At 64.1% G+C, this 19,777-nt stretch carries 16 protein-coding genes and 1 tRNA gene; 8 read left to right on the top strand and 9 right to left on the bottom strand.

Annotation, left to right across the window (positions count from 1 at the left end; genetic code table 11):
• Positions 1-187: 187 nt before the first annotated feature.
• Together IVA98_RS36620 and IVA98_RS36615 are read right to left on the bottom strand one after the other, a co-directional pair.
• Entirely contained in the window at positions 188-499 is a 312-nt protein-coding gene (locus IVA98_RS36620) for a DUF1272 domain-containing protein (protein ID WP_247297701.1), read from the bottom strand.
• A gap of 74 nt (positions 500-573) precedes the next feature.
• Positions 574-1,053 (bottom strand): Lrp/AsnC family transcriptional regulator, encoded by a 480-nt coding sequence (locus tag IVA98_RS36615; protein ID WP_247297703.1) that lies wholly within the window; start codon positions 1,051-1,053, stop codon positions 574-576.
• A 120-nt stretch (positions 1,054-1,173) separates the two neighbouring features.
• On the opposite strand from IVA98_RS36615, the gene hppD reads away from it, so the two are divergent.
• Positions 1,174-2,292 (top strand): 4-hydroxyphenylpyruvate dioxygenase, encoded by a 1,119-nt coding sequence (hppD, locus tag IVA98_RS36610; RefSeq protein WP_247297705.1) that lies wholly within the window; start codon positions 1,174-1,176, stop codon positions 2,290-2,292.
• Positions 2,293-2,409: 117 nt separating this feature from the next.
• On the opposite strand, the gene IVA98_RS36605 is transcribed toward hppD, so the two are convergent.
• The 4 genes from IVA98_RS36605 to IVA98_RS36590 all read right to left on the bottom strand — a co-directional run bounded on the left by IVA98_RS36605 (position 2,410) and on the right by IVA98_RS36590 (position 7,450).
• The gene (locus IVA98_RS36605) at positions 2,410-3,522 is read right to left on the bottom strand and encodes a CaiB/BaiF CoA transferase family protein (RefSeq protein WP_247297707.1); all 1,113 of its coding nucleotides are present in this window, start codon (positions 3,520-3,522) and stop codon (positions 2,410-2,412) included.
• Between the two features lie 204 nt (positions 3,523-3,726).
• Complete coding sequence (locus IVA98_RS36600; RefSeq protein WP_247297709.1) at positions 3,727-4,527, bottom strand: FAD binding domain-containing protein; 801 nt, start codon at positions 4,525-4,527, stop codon at positions 3,727-3,729.
• Positions 4,528-4,542: 15 nt separating this feature from the next.
• The gene (locus tag IVA98_RS36595) at positions 4,543-6,885 is read right to left on the bottom strand and encodes a xanthine dehydrogenase family protein molybdopterin-binding subunit (RefSeq protein ID WP_247297719.1); all 2,343 of its coding nucleotides are present in this window, start codon (positions 6,883-6,885) and stop codon (positions 4,543-4,545) included.
• Positions 6,886-6,964: 79 nt separating this feature from the next.
• Positions 6,965-7,450, bottom strand: coding sequence for a (2Fe-2S)-binding protein (locus IVA98_RS36590; protein ID WP_247297721.1), 486 nt, complete (start codon positions 7,448-7,450; stop codon positions 6,965-6,967).
• Positions 7,451-7,790: 340 nt separating this feature from the next.
• On the opposite strand from IVA98_RS36590, the gene IVA98_RS36585 reads away from it, so the two are divergent.
• Positions 7,791-9,830 (top strand): methyl-accepting chemotaxis protein, encoded by a 2,040-nt coding sequence (locus tag IVA98_RS36585; RefSeq protein ID WP_247356915.1) that lies wholly within the window; start codon positions 7,791-7,793, stop codon positions 9,828-9,830.
• A 233-nt stretch (positions 9,831-10,063) separates the two neighbouring features.
• Positions 10,064-12,097 carry a methyl-accepting chemotaxis protein gene (locus tag IVA98_RS36580; protein WP_247333292.1) on the top strand — a complete coding sequence of 678 codons (2,034 nt, stop codon included), beginning with the start codon at positions 10,064-10,066 and terminating at the stop codon, positions 12,095-12,097.
• A 33-nt stretch (positions 12,098-12,130) separates the two neighbouring features.
• Here IVA98_RS36580 and IVA98_RS36575 read toward each other — a convergent pair whose 3' ends face one another.
• The gene (locus IVA98_RS36575; RefSeq protein WP_247297727.1) at positions 12,131-12,505 is read right to left on the bottom strand and encodes a DUF3175 domain-containing protein; all 375 of its coding nucleotides are present in this window, start codon (positions 12,503-12,505) and stop codon (positions 12,131-12,133) included.
• 180 nt (positions 12,506-12,685) lie between these two features.
• On the opposite strand from IVA98_RS36575, the gene IVA98_RS36570 reads away from it, so the two are divergent.
• The 3 genes from IVA98_RS36570 to IVA98_RS36560 all read left to right on the top strand — a co-directional run bounded on the left by IVA98_RS36570 (position 12,686) and on the right by IVA98_RS36560 (position 16,698).
• Positions 12,686-14,170: an MFS transporter gene (locus IVA98_RS36570; protein WP_247297997.1), complete on the top strand. Its 1,485-nt coding sequence runs from the start codon at positions 12,686-12,688 to the stop codon at positions 14,168-14,170.
• Between the two features lie 3 nt (positions 14,171-14,173).
• Positions 14,174-14,995 carry a trehalose-phosphatase gene (otsB, locus tag IVA98_RS36565; RefSeq protein WP_247297735.1) on the top strand — a complete coding sequence of 274 codons (822 nt, stop codon included), beginning with the start codon at positions 14,174-14,176 and terminating at the stop codon, positions 14,993-14,995.
• 239 nt (positions 14,996-15,234) lie between these two features.
• Positions 15,235-16,698, top strand: a complete 1,464-nt coding sequence (locus IVA98_RS36560) for a trehalose-6-phosphate synthase (protein WP_247297737.1) — start codon at positions 15,235-15,237, stop codon at positions 16,696-16,698.
• A 132-nt stretch (positions 16,699-16,830) separates the two neighbouring features.
• Here the strand turns inward: IVA98_RS36560 and IVA98_RS36555 are convergent, their stop codons facing one another.
• Entirely contained in the window at positions 16,831-17,172 is a 342-nt protein-coding gene (locus IVA98_RS36555; RefSeq protein WP_247297739.1) for a hypothetical protein, read from the bottom strand.
• Between the two features lie 194 nt (positions 17,173-17,366).
• On the opposite strand from IVA98_RS36555, the gene IVA98_RS36550 reads away from it, so the two are divergent.
• Positions 17,367-17,456 (top strand) — tRNA-Ser (locus IVA98_RS36550).
• Between the two features lie 5 nt (positions 17,457-17,461).
• Here the strand turns inward: IVA98_RS36550 and IVA98_RS36545 are convergent.
• The gene (locus IVA98_RS36545; protein ID WP_247333306.1) at positions 17,462-18,415 is read right to left on the bottom strand and encodes a LysR family transcriptional regulator; all 954 of its coding nucleotides are present in this window, start codon (positions 18,413-18,415) and stop codon (positions 17,462-17,464) included.
• A gap of 98 nt (positions 18,416-18,513) precedes the next feature.
• Here IVA98_RS36545 and IVA98_RS36540 point away from each other — a divergent pair, with 98 nt between their 5' ends.
• The gene (locus tag IVA98_RS36540) at positions 18,514-19,695 is read left to right on the top strand and encodes an MFS transporter (protein ID WP_247297771.1); all 1,182 of its coding nucleotides are present in this window, start codon (positions 18,514-18,516) and stop codon (positions 19,693-19,695) included.
• Positions 19,696-19,777: the final 82 nt, after the last annotated feature.

Below are 19,777 nucleotides of genomic sequence, written 5' to 3'. Positions count from 1 at the left end.
TCATGACGTCGCGCGCAGCGTCCGTCAAGGATGGCCGTCGCTCGCTCGAACCTCACGTGGTCTGTTGCCAGGCCACGCCTTGACGGACGCGAGCACGGCGTCATCATGGCAGGCGCAGACCATCCGGGCGGAGCAAAAAACTGCCGTCACTTAATGGTTGCTACGGGATCAACGGTGTTGAGAGAACCTACCGCTTCTCCGGCGGCACCTCGCGTATCCTCGCGCAATGCGCAGCGACATCCTCCAGGCTGTACTTCAGATGCACCCGCTTCTCGGAGGGCGCCTGCCTGGTCGTGCAGACGCCCGGCCGCCATTCTTGCGTGGGGCGGATCGGGCGCGGGGCAAAGCCGCCGCCGCAGTTCGGGCAGACATTGAAGAGCCTGGTCTCGACGCATTGTGCGCAGAAGGTGCATTCATAGGAGCAGATCCGCGCGTCGATTGCATTCGGCGGCAGGTCGCGGTCGCAATATTCGCAGTTCGGTCGAAGCTGGAGGGCCATGGTCGAATCTCCGCGGATTGGCCTCAATCATCGCAGATCCCATGCCTAGCGCGAATGTCGGATTTCCCTCGATTTCAGCCCGGCTTGATCTCCTTGAGCGGCAGCCGCGTGCTCTCCTTCAGCCTGTCGAGCACGATCGAGGAGCGTACATGCGCCACGCTCTGATGCGGCATTAGGACGTCGTTGACGAGGTTGGAGAGACCCTTGAGGTCACGCAGCACGGCTTTCAGCACATAGTCGGCATCGCCGGTGAGCGAATAGGCCTCCTGGATTTCGTCGATTCGATTGACCAGCGCGCGAAAGCGCTTGGCATTGTCCGGCGAGTGCGTCGCCAGCGTCACCTGGATGAAGGCGACCACGCCGAAGCCGAGCGTCTCGCTGGAGAGATCAGCGTGGTAGCCCGCGATCACCTTCTCCTCTTCAAGCCGCATCCGACGCCGCGAGCATTGCGAGGCAGAGAGGCCAGCGAAGTCGGCGAGCTCCTGGTTGGTGAGGCGGCCATCGTCCTGGAGTGCGTCGAGAATCCTGAGGTCGAAGGCATCAACTGAGATCATGCGTATTTCGCCCATTCTGTGCATGGATCGTGTGTAAGATAGCGATTTAGCGGCGCATTTGCACGCTCATTGCGCGCTGCATGAAGGATAGTTCTGCCAGCAGCAATTTGGGAGAACACCATGGGTCCGTTTCCGCACGATGCGCCGCCGGCCAGGATCAGCGCCGACAATCCGATGGGAACCGACGGGTTCGAGTTCGTCGAATATGCGCATCCCAACCCGGAAGAGTTGCATGCGCTGTTCAAACTGATGGGCTATACGGCCGTGGCGCGCCACAAGGCGAAGAAGATCACGGTCTATCGCCAAGGCGACATCAATTATCTCGTCAACGAAGAGCCCGGCACGCATGGCTACGACTTCGTCGCCGCGCACGGCCCCTGTGCGCCGTCGATGGCGTTCCGTGTTGTCGATGCGAAAGCGGCCTATGATCGCGCGATCGCGCTCGGTGCCGAGCCGGCCGACGTATTGTCGTCGCAAAAGACGCTCGACGTCCCCGCCATCAAGGGTATTGGCGGCAGCCTGCTGTATCTGGTCGATCGCTATGGGGACAACGGCTCGGCCTATGATGCCGAGTTCGAATGGTTAGGGGCGCGCGATCCGCGGCCGTTCGGCGCGGGCCTGTTCTATCTCGACCATCTCACCCACAACGTCCATCGCGGCCGCATGGATGTTTGGGCCGGCTTCTACGAAAAGCTGTTCAACTTCCGCCAGATCCGCTTCTTCGACATCGAGGGCCGCGCCTCGGGCCTGTTCTCGCGCGCATTGACCAGCCCGGATGGCAAGATCCGGATTCCGATCAACGAGGATGCCGGCGATTCCGGCCAGATCGAGGAATATCTGAAGACCTATCGCGGCGAAGGTATCCAGCACATCGCCTGCGGCTGCCGCGACATCTATCAAACCATCGAAGGCCTGCGCCAGGCCGGCCTGCCCTTCATGCCGTCTCCGCCCGATACCTATTTCGAGAAGATTGACGCGCGCCTGCCCAAACACGGCGAGGACGTCGCACGTCTCAAGACCAACGGCATTTTGATCGACGGCGAGGGTGTGGTCGATGGCGGTCAGACCAAGGTGCTGCTGCAAATCTTCTCGGCCAACGCGATCGGGCCGATCTTTTTCGAGTTCATCCAGCGCAAGGGCGACGATGGATTCGGCGAGGGCAATTTCAAGGCTCTGTTCGAATCGATCGAGGAGGATCAGATCCGGCGCGGGGTGTTGAAGGTGGACAGCGCGGCATAGCTCGGTGCCGCAGGGTGGGCAAGCGTAAGCGTGCCCACCAGTTCTGTTGCAATCTCCGAGAGATGCTCGGCACGGCGCTATGCGCCTTTTCTCACCCAACGGATTCGTGCGCTGAGGCTACTTCGCTGCCTTCCACGCCTTCGTGACCGCACCGATCTCCGCCGCTTCCGGCTCGCGGACCGTGGACGGTGTGCGCGAGAAGCGCGGCGCGGGCGCGGGCTGCTTCACGCCGTGGCGCTCGATGAAGACGTTGCGGGCGACCATGTGCGGATGCCGTGTCGCCTCCGACATGGTCAGCACCGGCGCGAAGCAGATGTCGGTGCCTTCCATGATCTTGCACCACTCTTCGCGCGTCTTGCTCTTGAACACCGCCTTCAGCTTCTCCTTCAGCGCCGGCCAGGCGTTCCGATCCATCTGCGCGTCGAAATCGGCGTCGGTCAGGCCCGCGTGCTGGCGCAGCAGCGCGTAGAATTGCGGCTCGATCGAGCCGATCGAGACGAAATGGCCGCAGGCGCATTCGTAGACGCCGTAGAAATGCGCGCCGCCATCGAGGAAGTTCTGGTCGCGCTCCTCGGTCCAGCGTCCCATCGTGGTCATGTCGAAGAAGAACGACATCAGCGACGCCGCGCCGTCGCACATCGCGGCATCGACCACCTGGCCCTTGCCTGATCGCTGCGCCTCCAGCAGTGCCGCCAGCACGCCGACGACGAGATAAAGCGCGCCGCCGCCGAAATCGCCGACCAGGTTGAGCGGCGGCACCGGTGCCTCTTTGGTGCCGATCGCGGCGAGCGCTCCGGTGATGGAGATGTAATTGATGTCGTGGCCGGCGGCGTTGGCAAGCGGGCCTTCCTGGCCCCAGCCGGTCATGCGGCCATAGACCAGCTTGGGATTGTGCGCGAGCACCACGTCCGGCCCGAGCCCGAGCCGCTCCATCACGCCGGGACGGAAGCCTTCGACCAGCGCATCGGCGCTGGCCAGCAGGTCGAGCACTTGCGCGATCGCCGCCTTGTCCTTGAGGTCGAGCTCGATCACCTTGCGGCCGCGGCCCGCCACCGACTTCATGCTCTTGCTCGCGCCGACGCGATCGAGCGTGACGACGTCGGCGCCCATGTCGGCCAGCATCATGCAGGCGAACGGGCCGGGTCCGATGCCGGCGAATTCGACGATGCGAAAGCCCGACAGCGGGCCGGAGGTGCGGACGGAGGAGTTTTGGGCTGGTTTGTCGAGCACGTTGTTGTTTCCTCGGGTCGCAGCGCGCGTGCGCGATGAGCGCATTCGCCTGGACGTTTCCTTATCGAGTTAATTGGTCAATTAACTTTTCCCGCCTTACGCCGAACGAGGCAAGCGCTTTTCATGCATGGGCGCATAATAAAAGCGGCGCGCACCGAAGTGCGCGCCGCGGAAAATTTGCGTCGAGGCGCTGAAGCGCGAACATCACCCAGCCGCGGCCACCGCGCGCTGCGCCATTACCTTGACGAGGTTGGCCCGGTACTCGGCGGTGCCGTGGATGTCAGCCAGCAATCCGCTTGCAGAAATACTGACGCTGTCGAGCGCCGATGGCGACCAGTTCGCCTTCAGCGCGGCTTCGATTGCGGGCACGCGCATCACGCCAGACTGCGAGGCGCCGGTGGCGGCCACCCGAACCTCGCCGGACTTGGTCTGCGCGACGAACACACCGGTCAGTGCGAAGCGCGAGGCCGGGTGCCGCATTTTTTCGTAACCCGCTTTTGCCGGAACCGGGAACGACACCGCGGTGATGATCTCGCCGTCTTCGAGCGCCGTGGTGAACAGGCCCTGGAAGAAATCCTCCGCCGCAATCGATCGCTTATTGGTCTTTACGGTCGCGCCGAGCGCCAGCAGCGCGGCCGGAAAGTCTGCGGCAGGATCGTTGTTGGCAATCGAGCCGCCGATCGTGCCGCGATAGCGCACGGCAGGGTCGCCGAGCACCGAGGTGAGATAGGCAATCGCGGGGATCGCCTTCTTCACATCGGCATTCTGCATGATGTCGTAATAGGTCGTGGCGGCCTTGATTGTCAGCGTATCGCCTGACAGCTCGATGCCCTGCAACTCCTTGATCCTGCCGAGGTCGATCACGTCTGAGGGACTGGCAAGCCGCTGTTTCATGACCGGCAGCAATGTCTGTCCGCCGGCGAGAAATTTCGCATCGCTGCTCTTGCCGAACAGGCTCACGGCTTCTTCGACCGAGGAAGCCCGATGATAAGTGGTCTGGTACATCTTTGTTCCTCCCTCTTAAGCCGCGTGGATCGTGCGCCACACCCTGTCCGGGGTTGCGGGCATTTCCAGATTGTTCTTGCCGATCGCATCCGTGATCGCGTTGATCACGGCCGCAGAAGCGCCGATCGCGCCGGCCTCGCCGCAACCCTTGATGCCCAGGGGATTGCCCGGGCATAGCGTCGTGGTGTGGGAGAGATTGAACGAGGGCAGATCGTCGGCGCGCGGCATGGAGTAATCCATGAACGAGGCCGTGACCGGCTGGCCGTTGGCATCGTAGATCGCGTGCTCGAGCAGCGCCTGCCCGATGCCTTGGGCGAGTCCACCATGAACCTGTCCCTCGACGATCATCGGGTTGATCAGCCGGCCGAAATCGTCCGCCGCGACGAAGTTGACGAAGGACGTCTTGCCGGTGCCGGGATCGACCTCGAGCTCGCAGATATAGGCGCCGGCCGGGAAGGTGAAGTTAGTCGGGTCGTAGAAGGCGCTTTCCTTCAGGCCGGGCTCCATTCCTTCAGGCAGATTGTGCGCGGTGTAGGCCGCGAGCGCGACCATCGGGAAGGCGATCGCCTTGTCGGTGCCGGTGACCTTGAACTCGCCGTTCTCGATGACGATGTCGGCCTCAGAAGCCTCCAGCGCATGCGCGGCAATCTTCTTGGCTTTGGATTCCATCTTCTCCATCGCCTTCAGGATCGCAGTGAGACCTACGGCAGCCGAGCGCGAGCCATAGGTGCCCATGCCGAACTGCACCTTGTCGGTGTCGCCATGGACGATCGAGACCTGGCTGATGGGAACGCCCAAGCGATCGGCGACGAGCTGGCAGAAGGTGGTCTCGTGACCCTGGCCGTGGCTGTGCGAGCCGGTCAGGATCTCGATGGTGCCGACTGGGTTGACGCGCACCTCAGCCGATTCCCACAGGCCGACGCCGGCACCCAGGCTGCCGACGGCCTTTGACGGCGCGATGCCGCAGGCCTCGATGTAGCAGGATACGCCGATGCCGCGCAGCTTGCCTTGTGCCTTTGCTTGTGCCTTGCGGGCAGGGAAGCCGGCATAGTCGATCGCCTTCATCGCCGCATCGAGCGAAGCGTTAAAGTCGCCGGTGTCATAGGCCATGATGACAGGCGTCTGGTGCGGAAACTGAGTGATGAAATTGGTCCGGCGCAGTGCGGCCGGATCGACGTTCAGCTGGCGCGCCGCCGTTTCCATCAGCCGCTCGAGCAGATAGCTGGCCTCGGGGCGGCCGGCGCCGCGATAGGCGTCGACCGGCGTGGTGTTGGTGTAGACCCCGATCACCTCGGCATGGATCGCCGGGATGTTGTACTGGCCGGACAGCAGCGTTGCGTAGAGATAGGTCGGCACCGACGACGAGAACAGCGACATGTAGGCGCCGAAATTGGCGTAGGTCTTCACTTTCAACCCGGTGATCTTGTTGTTGGCGTCGAAGGCCATCTCGGCATGGGTCACGTGGTCACGGCCATGCGCGTCGGTGAGGAAGGCCTCGGTGCGGTCGCCGGTCCATTTCACGGGACGGCCGACCTTCTTGGAGGCCCACAGCGCCACCATCTCTTCGGGATAGATGAAGATCTTCGAGCCAAAGCCGCCGCCGACGTCGGGCGCGATCACGCGCAACTTGTGCTCGGGGGCGATGTTGTAGAACGCCGACAGCACGAGGCGGGCGACGTGCGGGTTCTGCGACGTCGTGTAGAGCGTGAAATGCTCCTCCGCCGCGTCGTAATCGGCGATCGCCGCGCGCGGCTCCATGGCGTTGGGCGCGAGGCGGTTGTTGGTGACGTCGAGCTTGACCACATTGGCGGCCTTCGAGAAGGCTGCATCCACCGCACTCTCGTCGCCGATCACCCAGTCGTAGACCTGGTTGCCGGGGGCTTCGGGGTGAAGCTGCGGTGCTCCGGGCTTGATGGCGGCGTGCATGTCGGCGACCGCCGGAAGCTCCTCATAATCCACCACCACGGCCTCCGCCGCGTCGCGCGCCAGATTCTTGCTCTCGGCGATCACGACAGCGACGGCCTGTCCAACGAAGCGCACCGTCTCCGGCGCCATCGCCGGCCATGCACCCATCTTCATCGGGCTGCCGTCCTTGGAGGTGATGGCCCAGCCGCAGATCAGGTTGCCGACCTTGTCGTCGACGAGCTGCTGTCCCGTGAGCACCGCGACAACGCCCGGCATCTTCAGCGCGGCGGAAGAGTCGATCCCCTTCACCTTGGCGTGCGCGTGCGGACTTCTGATGAAATACGCATGGGTCATGCCCTGCAATTTGATATCATCGACGTAGCGGCCCTTGCCCGTAATGAAACGCTTGTCTTCCTTGCGCAGCACGCGTGCGCCGATGCCTTCAACACCCATGTCTGGTCCTCCCGACCGGAATTTGTTGACCCGCGCTTTCCATCGAAAGCGCCAGTGATTTTCTTGTTCGCTGCGGCCTTTACTCGGCCGCCTCCGCAACCTTCATGCGACCGGCCGCATCCAGCACGGCCTTGACGATGTTGTGGTAGCCAGTGCAGCGGCAGATATTGCCCTCGAGCTCCTGACGCACGGTGGCCTCGTCGAGCTGGCCCCCGTGGCGCTGCACGATGTCGATCGCCGACATGATCATGCCTGGCGTGCAATAGCCGCATTGCAGGCCGTGATTGTCGCGGAAAGCGGCCTGCATCGGATGCAGTTCGTCGCCCTTTGCGATGCCTTCGATCGTGGTGACGCTCGCGCCGTCTGCCTGTCCCGCCAGCATGGTGCAGGATTTCACCGCACGGCCATCCATGTGGACGACGCAGGCGCCGCACTGGCTGGTGTCGCAGCCGACATGGGTGCCGGTGAGGTTGAGGTGGTCGCGCAGCAGCTGGACCAGCAGCGTGCGGTCCTCGACGTCAACGGCAACGGCGTTGCCGTTGACCGTCAGTTTGACAGTAGACACGGTGAAGTCCTCCCGGGATTGATTTTGATTGTTTCCAATTAGAGACCGGCGACCCGGAACTTTGCAACTGGGATTTTGGTCGCCGGCGTCATGGAAAAGTCATTGATCCAGAAGGGCGTGCAATGATTTGCCAGCGAGCCGCTGGACTCGGACGGCGCGGCCCTCTGACCATGGGATGCCAGCTGTCGTCTTTTTGTAGCCGGTCAGCTTTGGCCCGATGACCTCGGAATCGGGAGATGCACTGAGTTTACCGCCCCTTATCGATTGTGCCTTAGTTTTGCGCGTCCAGGTCTGGGGCGGGGCGCCTCCGGGTCGCGGCTGAATGAAAATGGGGGTGGGAATGTCCGGGCGTATCGGGTCGCCGTCGAAGCGAACACTAATTCCGGCTCTCAGGTTCCGTACCAAGATCATCCTGGGCTTTGCCGCAGTGCTGGTGATCTCCGCCGGCAGCATGGCCTTCTCATATTTCGGCTTTGAGCGGGTTTCCTCCGGGGTCGGATCCTACCGCACCAGCGTTTCCGAAGCCGACCTTGCCCGCAACATCGACCGCGAGCTGCTCGCCTATCGTTCGGCTGCCCGCTACTTTGTCGTTACCGGCAAGGAGGACGACGCCAAGGCGGCGCTGGAGGCAGAAGCCAGCCTCAAGAGCGCGATCGACCTGGCCATCAAGAGCGCCAAGAAGCCGGCGCGGCAAGAGGGCCTCAACAAGCTCGCCAAGGAGTTTTCCAACTTCTCCGCGACGTTTGCCAAGATCCTGCAGGCCAAGCTTGACAGCGTGCTGCTGGTCCAGAACCAGCTCCAGCGCAACGCCAATCTCCTGAAATACAAGCTCGATGACATCGGCAACAACGCCTCCGACGCGGAGGCGCAGGCGATCGAGTTCGGCACCAAGCAGGTCAATGCCCAGTTCCAGACCGCAAGCTCCGCCGCGAGCAATTTCATCCTCAATTCCGACCAGGCGGTCGCGGCAAGCGCGCTGGCGCGGCTGAAATTCGTCGAGAACTCACTCGGTGCAATCTATTCCATGGACGACAAGATCGTCGCCGGGCTGAAGGACGCCAAGGCGCTGCTGGGGGCTTATCGGGAAGCGCTGGAGAAGCTGATCGCCAACGCCAAGCTGGTCGATGAGCTCGTGACCGAAATGAGCGGCTCGGCCGGCGCCATCCTTCAGGGCGCCACCGCCATGAAGGCGGACCTCATCGCCGAACAGCAGCGGCTGGAGGCGGAGTCGGAGGCGACCATCGGGCAGACCGAGCAACTGGTGCTGATGCTCGCCGTCGGCGGCACGCTGCTGGGTGCGGTCCTCGCCTTCCTGCTCGGTACCGGCATCTCGCGTCCGATGATTGCGATGTGCAAGGCGATGCGGGAGCTGGCCTCGGGCAATTTCGACGTGGTGCTGCCGGGTCTTGGTCGCAAGGACGAGATCGGCGAGATGGCCGGGGCGGTCGAGGAGTTCAAGGTTCAGGCGGTGGCCAAGGCCGAGCGCGATGCCGCCGCCAGCAAAGCCCAGAACCGGGAGCAGGCTGCAAGCCGGCGCGCCGAGCTGATCCGCTTCGCCGACGATTTCGAAAACGCGGTCGGCGCCATCGTCTCCAACGTCTCGGCCTCCGCCGTGCAACTGGAATCGGCAGCCTCCACGCTGACCCGCACCGCCGAGACCACGCAGAGCCTGTCGAGCCAGGTCGCCGGCGTCTCCGAGCAGGCGTCCTCCAACATGCAATCGGTCGCGACCGCGACCGAAGAGCTCTCGGCCTCGGTCGAGGAGATCGGCCGCCAGGTCCGCGATTCCAGCCGCATCGCCGAGGCCGCCGTGGTGCAGGCCAAGGAGACCGACGGCCGCATCGGCAAGCTGTCGCATGCCGCCCAGCAGATCGGCGAGGTCGTCAAGCTGATCACGGCGATTGCCGAGCAGACCAATCTTCTGGCGCTCAACGCCACCATCGAGGCGGCGCGCGCCGGGGAGGCCGGCCGCGGCTTTGCCGTGGTTGCGAGCGAAGTGAAGTCGCTGGCGAGCCAGACGGCGAAGGCGACCGATGAAATCTCCTCGCATATCACCGGCATGCAGGGCGCCACGGCCGAATCGGTTGCCGCGATCAAGGAGATCGGCGCGACCATCGGCCAGATCTCGTCGATCTCGACCTCGATCGCGAGCGCCGTCGAGCAGCAGGGTGCGGCGACGCAGGAGATCGCCCGCAGCGTCCAGACCGTCGCGCAGGGTACCCAGACCGCAGCCACCGATATCGGCGAGGTCAACCGCGGCGCCGCTGAAACCGGCTCGGCCTCGGAAGAGGTGCTGAACTCGGCCAAGACGCTGTCGAGCGAAAGCACCCGCCTGCGCGCCGAGCTCGACCGCTTCATGGCCAATATCCGCGCGGCGTAAGTTCGCTGCGCGTCAAGCCATTCTGCGGCCGAAGCCCACGCTGTCGCCTCACATTCGGCCCGTCGTCCCGATCGGCGCTCGGCTCATAACTATCCCCCGCGTCAGCTAACCGCCAGTTGCGGTGCCACAAATTTACCACAGCTTATCCTTTGCCCCGTAACGTGCCCAAGGGTCAGGAAGCGGGCTGCTTCCGGGCTGCGCCTGGTTTTCCGCGAATGGAATGGGGTGGGGGAATGTCGGTCAAGTCGAAGTCGAAACCATCGAAGCTGCCAACGCTGCGTTTTCGCGCAAAAATCATCCTCGGCTTCGTGGCGGTGCTAGCCATCCTCGCCGTCAGCATGGCTTTCGCCTATTTCGGCTTCGAGCGGATCGCAGGCGCCGTGGCCGCGTATCGGACCAGCGTATCGGAAGCCGATCTGGCGCGGACGGTCGATCGTGAACTGATCGTCTATCAGGGGCTGGCGCGGGCCTACACCCTGACCGGCGCCGCCGACGACGAGACCGCGGCCAAGGCCGCCGAAGAGAATCTGAGGGGCGCGATCGGCAAGTCGTTGTCCGCCACGACCGGCGCTGCGCGCCGCGAGCAGGTCGGCAAGCTCGAGGCCGAGTTCCAGCGCTTCACGAAGTTGTTCGGTGAGATCATCACCCTGACACGCGAAAACAACAAGATCGCGGCCGATGAGCTCAACGGCGTCGGCAACAAGATCCGCTTCAAGTTCGACGATCTCGGCGACACGGCGGCGCTGGCGGGTCTTGCATCCGTCCAGACCACAGCGAAGGACATCACCTCGCAATATCTGGCGGTCTCCACCTCGGTCAGTGCCTTCGTTGCCAAGCCGGAGCCGAAGACCGCCGATGGCGTGATCGCCCGCATCAAGTTCTTGGAGACCTTGCTGGTCTCGATCTACGCGAACGACCAGAAGATCACCGACCGCGTCACCGAGATCGGCAATCTCCTGAAGCAGTATCGCACCTCCTTCGTAAAGCTGACCGAAAACGTCAAGGTCATCGTCAAGCTGAATGGCGAGATGACCAAGACGGCCGCGTCCATCGTGAAACTCTCGGGCGAGCTGCGCTCCGATCTGACTGCCGACCAGCAGCGCATCGAGGCGAGCGCCAATGCGACGATCGGGGACACCGAGCGGCTGATGCTGATGATGGCGCTCGGTGGCCTTGCCATCGGTGCCGCGCTGGCCTTCCTGCTCGGCAACGGCATCTCGCGTCCGATGATCGCGATGTGCAAGGCGATGCGGGAGCTGGCCTCGGGCAATTTCGACGTGGTGCTGCCGGGTCTTGGTCGCAAGGACGAGATCGGCGAGATGGCCGGGGCGGTCGAGGAGTTCAAGGTTCAGGCGGTGGCCAAGGCCGAGCGCGATGCCGCCGCCAGCGAAGCCCAGAACCGGGAGCAGGCTGCAAGCCGGCGCGCCGAGCTGATCCGCTTCGCCGACGATTTCGAAAACGCGGTCGGCGCCATCGTCTCCAACGTCTCGGCCTCCGCCGTGCAACTGGAATCGGCAGCCTCCACGCTGACCCGCACCGCCGAGACCACGCAGAGCCTGTCGAGCCAGGTCGCCGGCGTCTCCGAGCAGGCCTCCTCCAACATGCAATCGGTCGCGACCGCGACCGAAGAGCTCTCGGCCTCGGTCGAGGAGATCGGCCGCCAGGTCCGCGATTCCAGCCGCATCGCCGAGGCCGCCGTGGTGCAGGCCAAGGAGACCGACGGCCGCATCGGCAAGCTGTCGCATGCCGCCCAGCAGATCGGCGAGGTCGTCAAGCTGATCACGGCGATTGCCGAGCAGACCAATCTTCTGGCGCTCAACGCCACCATCGAGGCGGCGCGCGCCGGGGAAGCGGGCCGCGGCTTTGCCGTGGTTGCGAGCGAAGTGAAGTCGCTGGCGAGCCAGACGGCGAAGGCGACCGATGAAATCTCCTCGCATATCACCGGCATGCAGGGCGCCACGGCCGAATCGGTTGCCGCGATCAAGGAGATCGGTGCGACCATCGGCCAGATCTCGTCGATCTCGACCTCGATCGCGAGCGCCGTCGAGCAGCAGGGTGCGGCGACGCAGGAGATCGCCCGCAGCGTCCAGACCGTCGCGCAGGGCACCCAGACCGCAGCCACCGATATCGGCGAGGTCAATCGCGGCGCCGCCCAGACCGGTTCGGCCTCGGAAGAGGTGCTGAACTCGGCCAAGACGCTGTCGAGCGAAAGCACCCGCCTGCGCGCCGAACTCGACCGCTTCATGGCCAATATCCGCGCGGCGTGACGCTCGGACCGCGCCACTGCGGAGCTCTGAAACTCACTCCTTCCCGAAAGCTCGCTTCAGCTCCACCTTTGCGCGCTCCAGTCGCGTGCGCTGCGTCTTCGGCAGCGTCTTGCCGGCGCGGTTGATATAGAACGTCAGCATCGACAGCGCAGAGCGATAGGCGCCGGTCTTGCGACGCGAGCTGTGCTCGGCCGAGCGCTTTAGGGAGCCCGCGATTTTCCTGGGGTCCTTGAGCTTGAACACACCGTGCTTGAGATCGAGCGCGTTGCTCTCCTTCGTCACACGTTGCGACCATCGCTTCGGTGCTGCGCGGCGGCTTGACCTCTTGCGTGTCGTGCTGGCCTTGCGGCGCGCGGTGCTGCGCGCGCCTGTCTTCCGCGAATGTGTCGTCTTTCTGACCTGAGCCATGCGTCAACTCCTTGCAGCTCCATCGGAAACGGATGTTCTTGGAGGCTGTTCCCAAGGGAACCCGACCTCATGGCAGACGTTGTCGCAGGCAGGCGGAATGCCGCACCCCCAATGATCGGATCGACCCCGTCCACGTCATGTGAACCGGGGCCGCTTCCATTGATCAGACGCAACAACGCGATGGAATTGCAGGAAAGCCCAGCGCTGAATTATGGACCTGCGATCTCGGCGGTGGCGACGGATCGCATCGTCGAGACCAGCATCCCCTCGCGGCTCGACGCGCTGCCGTGGAGCGGCTTTCACACGCGCGTCGTTCTCGCGCTCGGCATCACCTGGATCCTCGACGGACTCGAGGTGACTCTGGCCGGCGCGCTCTCGGGCGCACTGAAGCAGAGTCCCTCGCTGCATTTCTCAAATCTCGATCTCGGCATCGCTAATTCCGCCTATCTCGCCGGCGCGGTGCTGGGTGCGCTCGGCTTCGGCTGGCTCACCGATCGCATCGGCCGCAAGAAATTGTTCTTCATCACGCTTGCGCTCTACCTCTCGGCGACGGCTGCGACGGCTCTGTCATGGGATGTGGCGAGCTACGCGGTGTTCCGTTTCCTCACCGGTGCCGGTATCGGCGGCGAATATACCGCGATCAACTCAACCATCCAGGAGCTGGTGCCGGCGCGGTATCGCGGCTGGACCGATCTCGTGATCAACGGCAGCTTCTGGATCGGCGCTGCGATGGGCGCGGTGGCAGCCATCGTGCTGCTCGATCCTGCGGTGATGGGGCCCGACATGGGCTGGCGGCTCGCTTATCTGATCGGCGCGACGCTCGGCCTCGTCGTGCTATTGATGCGGATGTGGATTCCGGAGAGTCCGCGCTGGCTGATGATCCATGGCCGGCCCGATGAGGCTCATGCGATCGCCGATGAGATCGAGCGCTCGGTCATTGGACACGGCCAGGATACGAGCGACGGTCGCTTTACGAAGATCCGCCTGAGGATGCGCGATCACACGCCGATCGCCGAGGTCGTCCACACGCTGTTCTCGGTTTATCGCCAGCGCGCGCTGGTCGGCCTCGTGCTGATGAGCGCGCAGGCATTTTTCTACAACGCCATCTTCTTCACCTTCGCGCTGGTGCTGACCGATTTCTACGGCATCAGCGCCGATCACGTTGGCTGGTACCTGCTACCCTTCGCCGCCGGCAACTTCCTCGGCCCGCTGCTGCTCGGCCGGCTGTTCGATACGCTCGGCCGCCGCACCATGATCATGTTCACCTATGGCATGTCAGGCCTGCTGCTGGCGCTGTCAGGCTATCTGTTCTCGATCGGCGCGCTCAGCGCGCAGGGGCAGACCGTCGCCTGGATGGTGATCTTCTTCTTCGCCTCGCCCGCCGCGAGCGCGGCCTATCTCACCGTCAGCGAGAACTTTCCGTTGGAGGTTCGCGCGCTGGCGATCGCGGTATTCTATGCCGTCGGCACGGGCATCGGCGGCGTGATCGGGCCGGCGCTGTTCGGCGTTCTGATCGACACGGGATCGCGCACCAGCGTATTCGCCGGCTATTTGCTGGGGGCAGCCCTGATGATCGCGGCTGCGATCGTGGCGTGGCGCTATGCCGTCTCGGCGGAGCGCAAATCGCTCGAACAAATCGCGCGGCCGCTTGCCTTTATGGAGTAGACTATGAAATCGGAACTGGCGGAAATGGCATTGGACGAGAAGCTCACCATCCCTGGTGACGACGAGACGCCCGAAACGGTGCCGGTGCCGCACGCGCTCGTGCCGCATCTGAACGAGACCGCGATCCTGCTCGATATCGACGGCACGCTGCTCGACCTGATGCCGACGCCGCGCGAGGTGTGGGTGCCGCCGGGCCTTTCGGACACACTCAACCGTTTGGTCGAATGTACGTCAGGCGCGCTGGCGCTGGTCAGCGGCCGCTCACTCAACGATATCGATCTGATTTTCGCGCCCGACGTGTTTTGCGCCGTCGCCGGTCATGGCGCCGAGATGCGGCTGTCTGCGGACAATGAAGCTGATGCCGTGCATGCGCCGCCGCTGGACAAGGAGCTGAAGCGGCGGCTGGCTGCGATTGCCAAGCTCAGCCCGGGCATTCTGCTCGAGGACAAGGGCTACTCGCTGGCGCTGCATTACCGCCTGGCGCCGCATGCGGAGAAGGCGATCTACGAATCCGTGTCGCTGATCCGCGCGGACCTGCCCAGTGCGCCGATCGAGGTGCTGCCTGGCAAGTTCGTCTGCGAGATCAAGCATTCAGGCTTCACCAAGGCGAGCGGCGTGCGCGAGTTGATGAAGCACGAGCCCTTCAGGGGGCGTCGTCCACTGTTCATCGGTGACGACGTCACGGATGAGACCGTGTTCGCGATCATGCCTGATATGAACGGGCTCGCCTTCTCGGTCGGCCGCCGCGCCATGGGTGTGAATGGTCACTTCGATGCGCCGAGCGATGTGCGCGCGTTCCTTGCGCACCTGCTCGATCCGAGGTGAAACAAAGGCAGCGCCACTTCGCAAACACAATGTCCGACACGCTGTCGTGGCGTATCGCAATGCATCCTGCGCAATTCCGGGCGCACGAACTCTCTTTGCGGTGAAATCCTTGGTTCCGCGAGCGAAACCAGTTCCAACGCGCACGCCTGATTTTGGTTTCAATTCGTTGAAACGATGATCAGGAACCATATTGATGAACGGCAGTTAAACGGGTGGAATGAAACAGGAGGGGACGACCTGTGAACTTAGTCGTCGTTTCAAATCGCGTCGCGCGCGGCAAACCCAATGAACCCATGACGGGGGGCCTCGCGGCGGCCTTGCTGCCGGTCGTGGAACATTCGGGAGCTATTTGGGTGGGTTCTTCAGGCCGCGTGCGCGATGGCCATCAGAAGGAACCGTTCGCGGAGATCGAAGCGCTGGGGTCGGGCGCGATTGCGACGTTGGATCTGCCGGCGGCGCATTACGGCGGCTATTACGAAGGCTTTGCCAATTCGGCGTTGTGGCCGGCACTGCATTCGCGCAGCGATCTGATCCGCGTCTCGCGCGAGGATTATGTCAGCTATCGCGAGGTCAACGCTTTCATGGCGCGCGCCTTGATGCGCTTCCGAAAAGCAAAAACTGCGTTCTGGGTGCAGGATTATCACTTCCTTGCGCTCGGTGCGGAATTGCGCGATCTCGGCGTCGATGATCCGATCGGTTTCTTCCTTCATACGCCGTGGCCGGTCGCCGCGGTGATGCAGGGCGTGCCCAATCATCGCGAGCTGATCACCGCGATGCTGGCCTACGATCTGCTCGGCTTCCAGACCAATGAGGATTGCCAGAACTTCCTCGGTTATGTCGGCGGTGAGCTCGGCCTCGCCGTCGAGGACGGCGTTGCGATCTCTCAGCATGGCCGCACCCGCTGTGAAGTGTTTCCGATCGGCATCGATGCGGAAAAGTTCGCAGCTTATGCCGCGAAATCGGTCTCGCATCCTGACGTGTCGCGGCTGCGGCGCAGCCTCAACGGCGAGCGCCTCGCGATCGGCGTCGACCGCCTCGATTATTCGAAAGGCCTCGTGAACCGCATCAGCGCGTTCGACCGGCTCTGGACCGAGCAGCCGCAGCTTGCGCGCAGCATCTCGCTGCTCCAGATCGCGAATCCCTCGCGGGGTGGCATCGAGGCCTATGGCAACCTCCAGAACGAGGTCGCTCGCCTCGTCACCGACGTCAACGGTCGCCACGGCGAAGTGGACTGGACGCCGATCCGCTACCTCAACAAGGGCTTCAGCCAGGCCGTGCTCGCAGGCCTCTACCGCACCGCGCAGATCGGCGTGGTAACGCCGCTGCATGACGGCATGAACCTCGTCGCCAAGGAATATGTGGCCGCGCAAAACCCGGCCGATCCGGGCGTGCTGGTGCTGTCGAAGTTCGCGGGCGCGGCCAACGAGCTTGACAGCGCCTTGCTGGTCAATCCGCACGACATCGACGGCATGGCGCGCGCGATCGCGGTCGCGGCCTCAATGGCGCTCACCGAGCGCAAGATGCGCTGGGACGCGATGATGAAGAAGCTGCGCGGCCACACCATCCAGCAATGGTCCGCTGATTTCGTCGCTGAGCTCGAGAAGTGCCGGACGGAGAAGGCCGCCGTCGCGCCGCTTGCCGCGCAACCGCCGCAGGCGCTACGTTGGCTGAAGTCGGCGATCTCAGGCGTGCGGTTGATCTAAGGTCTCGCGTCAGGCCGGGCTTGTCCCGGCCATCCACGCCTCACGCCTCGCCTTAGGAACGTGAATGCCCGGGACAAGCCCGGGCATGACGGTGCACTGCGAGGGCGGCCCGCCGCGTCAATTAGCAACGCGTCAATAACAATACGACACGCCATCCAGAATCGCGCACTGCCGCTTGTTCGGCGCGTTCGGATCATCCATCGGCGCCATACCCTTACCCTGGCCGACGAACACGCCTGGCCCGACATGCACCGAACTTTTGTTGCCGATGATCACGCTCGGATGCGGCGCGGCGCTCGAGCGCGTGCCGTCCGGCCAGATGATGGCATCGCCCGACAGCATTCCGCGCCGCCCGTCGTCGCAGCTCACATGGACGCCCTGCCGCGTGCAGACCTGCGCCAGGGCCGGCGTGGCGAGGGCGGTACCCAAGGCCGAAATCAGACTCAGCGCGGTGATGGTCCTGCAGATGGTCATGGCGTCCCTGGCATGTCTGGCGTCCTCACGTGAATCGTCGCCCCAAACCCACCGCTGGTTCAGTCGACCGGCGCGTCAGGACATTGGCCGGCGCGAGATATTCTCTCGTAAATCCAATATGTTGCGGAAAATTCATCCGATTTTAGCGCGATCCCTTGCAAAATCCTCGGCGCCCCTTCAAGAGAGGGCGCTCCGGAGAGATGGCCGAGTGGCTTAAGGCGCACGCTTGGAAAGCGTGTGTGCGGGAAACCGTACCGTGGGTTCGAATCCCACTCTCTCCGCCATTTCATCATCCCGCCAGCTTCCATCTCCCGTCTCCGGCCCGCTTCAGCACGGGATCGCTCACCCGCACGTGCTCGGCGAGGAAATCGATGAACGCACGGACGCGTGCCGGGAGCGGCGCGGTGTGGCCGACATAGACGGCGTGGATGTCTTCGCGGTCGCCGGGATTGTGGCTTTGCAGCACCGGGACGAGGCGGCCCGATTCGATGTCGGGGCCGATGTGGAAGAGGGCAAGGCGCGCGAGGCCGACGCCGCCGAGCGCAAGGCGGCGCGCGGCTTCGCCGTCGCTGGCGCGCGCGACGGGAGGTGGCACCGCTTCTTCGGTGTGGTCGCCGCGCTTGAATGGCCAGCCCCGGATACTGCGCGGAAACGTCCAACCGATGCCGCGGTGATCAGCGAGATCGGCCGGCGTCCTCGGCGTGCCGCAACGTGCGAGATAGTCCGGCGCGCCGACCACGACCATGCGGCTGGTGCCGAGTTTTCGGGCGACGAGACGTGATGCACGCAATGGCCCGACCCGGATCGCGACGTCGGCGCGCTCCTGCATCAGATCGATGACCGTATCCGTGAGCACGAGATCGAGCGTGACGTCGGGATGCTCTTCCAGGAACCGCGGGATCAGTGGCATCACATGCAGCATGCCGAATGGAATGTTGCTGTTCACCGTGAGGCGGCCGCGCGGGGTCGCACCGGAGGCCGCCTCGCGCTCGGCTTCCTCCATCTCTGCGAGGATGCGCACGGCCCGTTGGTAGAACGCCTGCCCTTCTTCGGTCAGGGTCAGCTTGCGTGTGGTGCGGTTGACGAGGCGCGAGCCGAGCCGTGCCTCCAGCCGTGAGATCAGCTTGCTCACGCCCGATGGCGTCAGGCGCAGTTTTCGACCGGCCTGGGTGAATCCGCCGAGGTCGACGACGCGGACGAAGACCTCCATCTCGGCGGAGCGGTTGGTGTCGAAACGGCTCATGTTGAATTCACGTCACAAATGATTGGATTGCGGCCATGCTAACGGTTTTGCCCACGCGCGGCTATCTGCGTGGCTCGTCTCATCCATCGGAGCCACGCATGCCTTCCGCCGTCCTTGCGCTCACCGCCGGTGCCTTTGGCATCGGCACCACCGAATTCATCATCATGGGCCTGTTGCTCCAGGTTGCCGCCGAGATGCACGTCTCGGTGCCCGTCGCGGGCCTGCTCATCTCCGGCTATGCGTTCGGCGTGTTCGTCGGCGCGCCGGTACTGACGCTCGCCACACGGCGTATGCCGCGGAAGACCGTGCTGCTCGCGCTGATGGCGATCTTCACGCTCGGCAATGCGGCCTGCGCACTGGCACCGAACTACGAATTGCTGATGGCCGCGCGCGTGTTGACTTCGCTTGCCCACGGTACCTTCTTCGGCGTCGGCTCGGTGGTGGCGACCAGCCTCGTCGCCGAGGACAAGCAGGCCTCGGCGATTGCCACCATGTTCATCGGCCTTACGGTCGCGACATTGCTGGGCGTGCCCTTCGGCGCCTGGTTCGGCCTGATGCTCGGCTGGCGCGCGGCGTTTTGGGCCGTGACGGTCATCGGTGTGATCGCCTTTGCCGTGGTTGCCGCGCTGGTGCCCGGGCATGTCGGCAATGGCGAAAAGCCGGTCTCGCTTGCCGAGGAAGTCTCGGTGCTCGGCCGCCCGCAGGTGCTGCTCGGCCTTGCTATGACGGTGTTCGGCTTTGCCGGCCTGTTCGTCGTCTTCACCTATATCCAGCCGATCCTGACGCGCTTCACCGGTTTTTCGGAGGCCGCGGTCTCACCGATCCTGCTGGTGTTCGGCGTCGGCCTCGCGATCGGCAACGTCGCCGGCGGCAAGCTCGCCGACCGTGGGCTCGCCGGCGCGCTGATCGGAACGCTCGCTGCGCTCGCCATCGTGCTTCTTGGCCTTGCCGCCGTGCTGTCGCTCAAGATCCCCGCGGTCGTGCTGATCCTGCTGCTCGGCATCGCCGCCTTTGCGACGGTCGCCCCGCTCCAGCTTCGCGTGCTGGAAGCGGCAGGCCCCGATGGCCGCACGCTTGCCTCCAGCCTCAACATCGCCGCGTTCAATCTCGGTAACGCTCTCGGCGCCTGGGCCGGCGGCGTCACCATCGATCGCGGGCTCGGCTTCTCGGCGCTGCCTCTGGTCGCAGCCGGCATCACCGCTGTCGGTCTCCTGCTGGCGCTGTGGAGCCTCCGGCTGGACCGCGCCCAGGCCGCCGTTGCGGCTTGCCCCGCGGAATAGCGCAGCGGTGCGTTCGCGGACAATTCGCCGCGTCGCGCCATCGCGCCATGCAGAAAACGCACCTGTACACGTCCTTTCGCCA

This window comes from Bradyrhizobium sp. 160, from assembly GCF_023073735.1.
In the GTDB taxonomy this organism is placed as follows: Bacteria; Pseudomonadota; Alphaproteobacteria; order Rhizobiales; family Xanthobacteraceae; genus Bradyrhizobium.
Note: the sequence above shows the minus strand (reverse complement) of the source record. Positions and strands in the feature narration are given on the sequence as shown.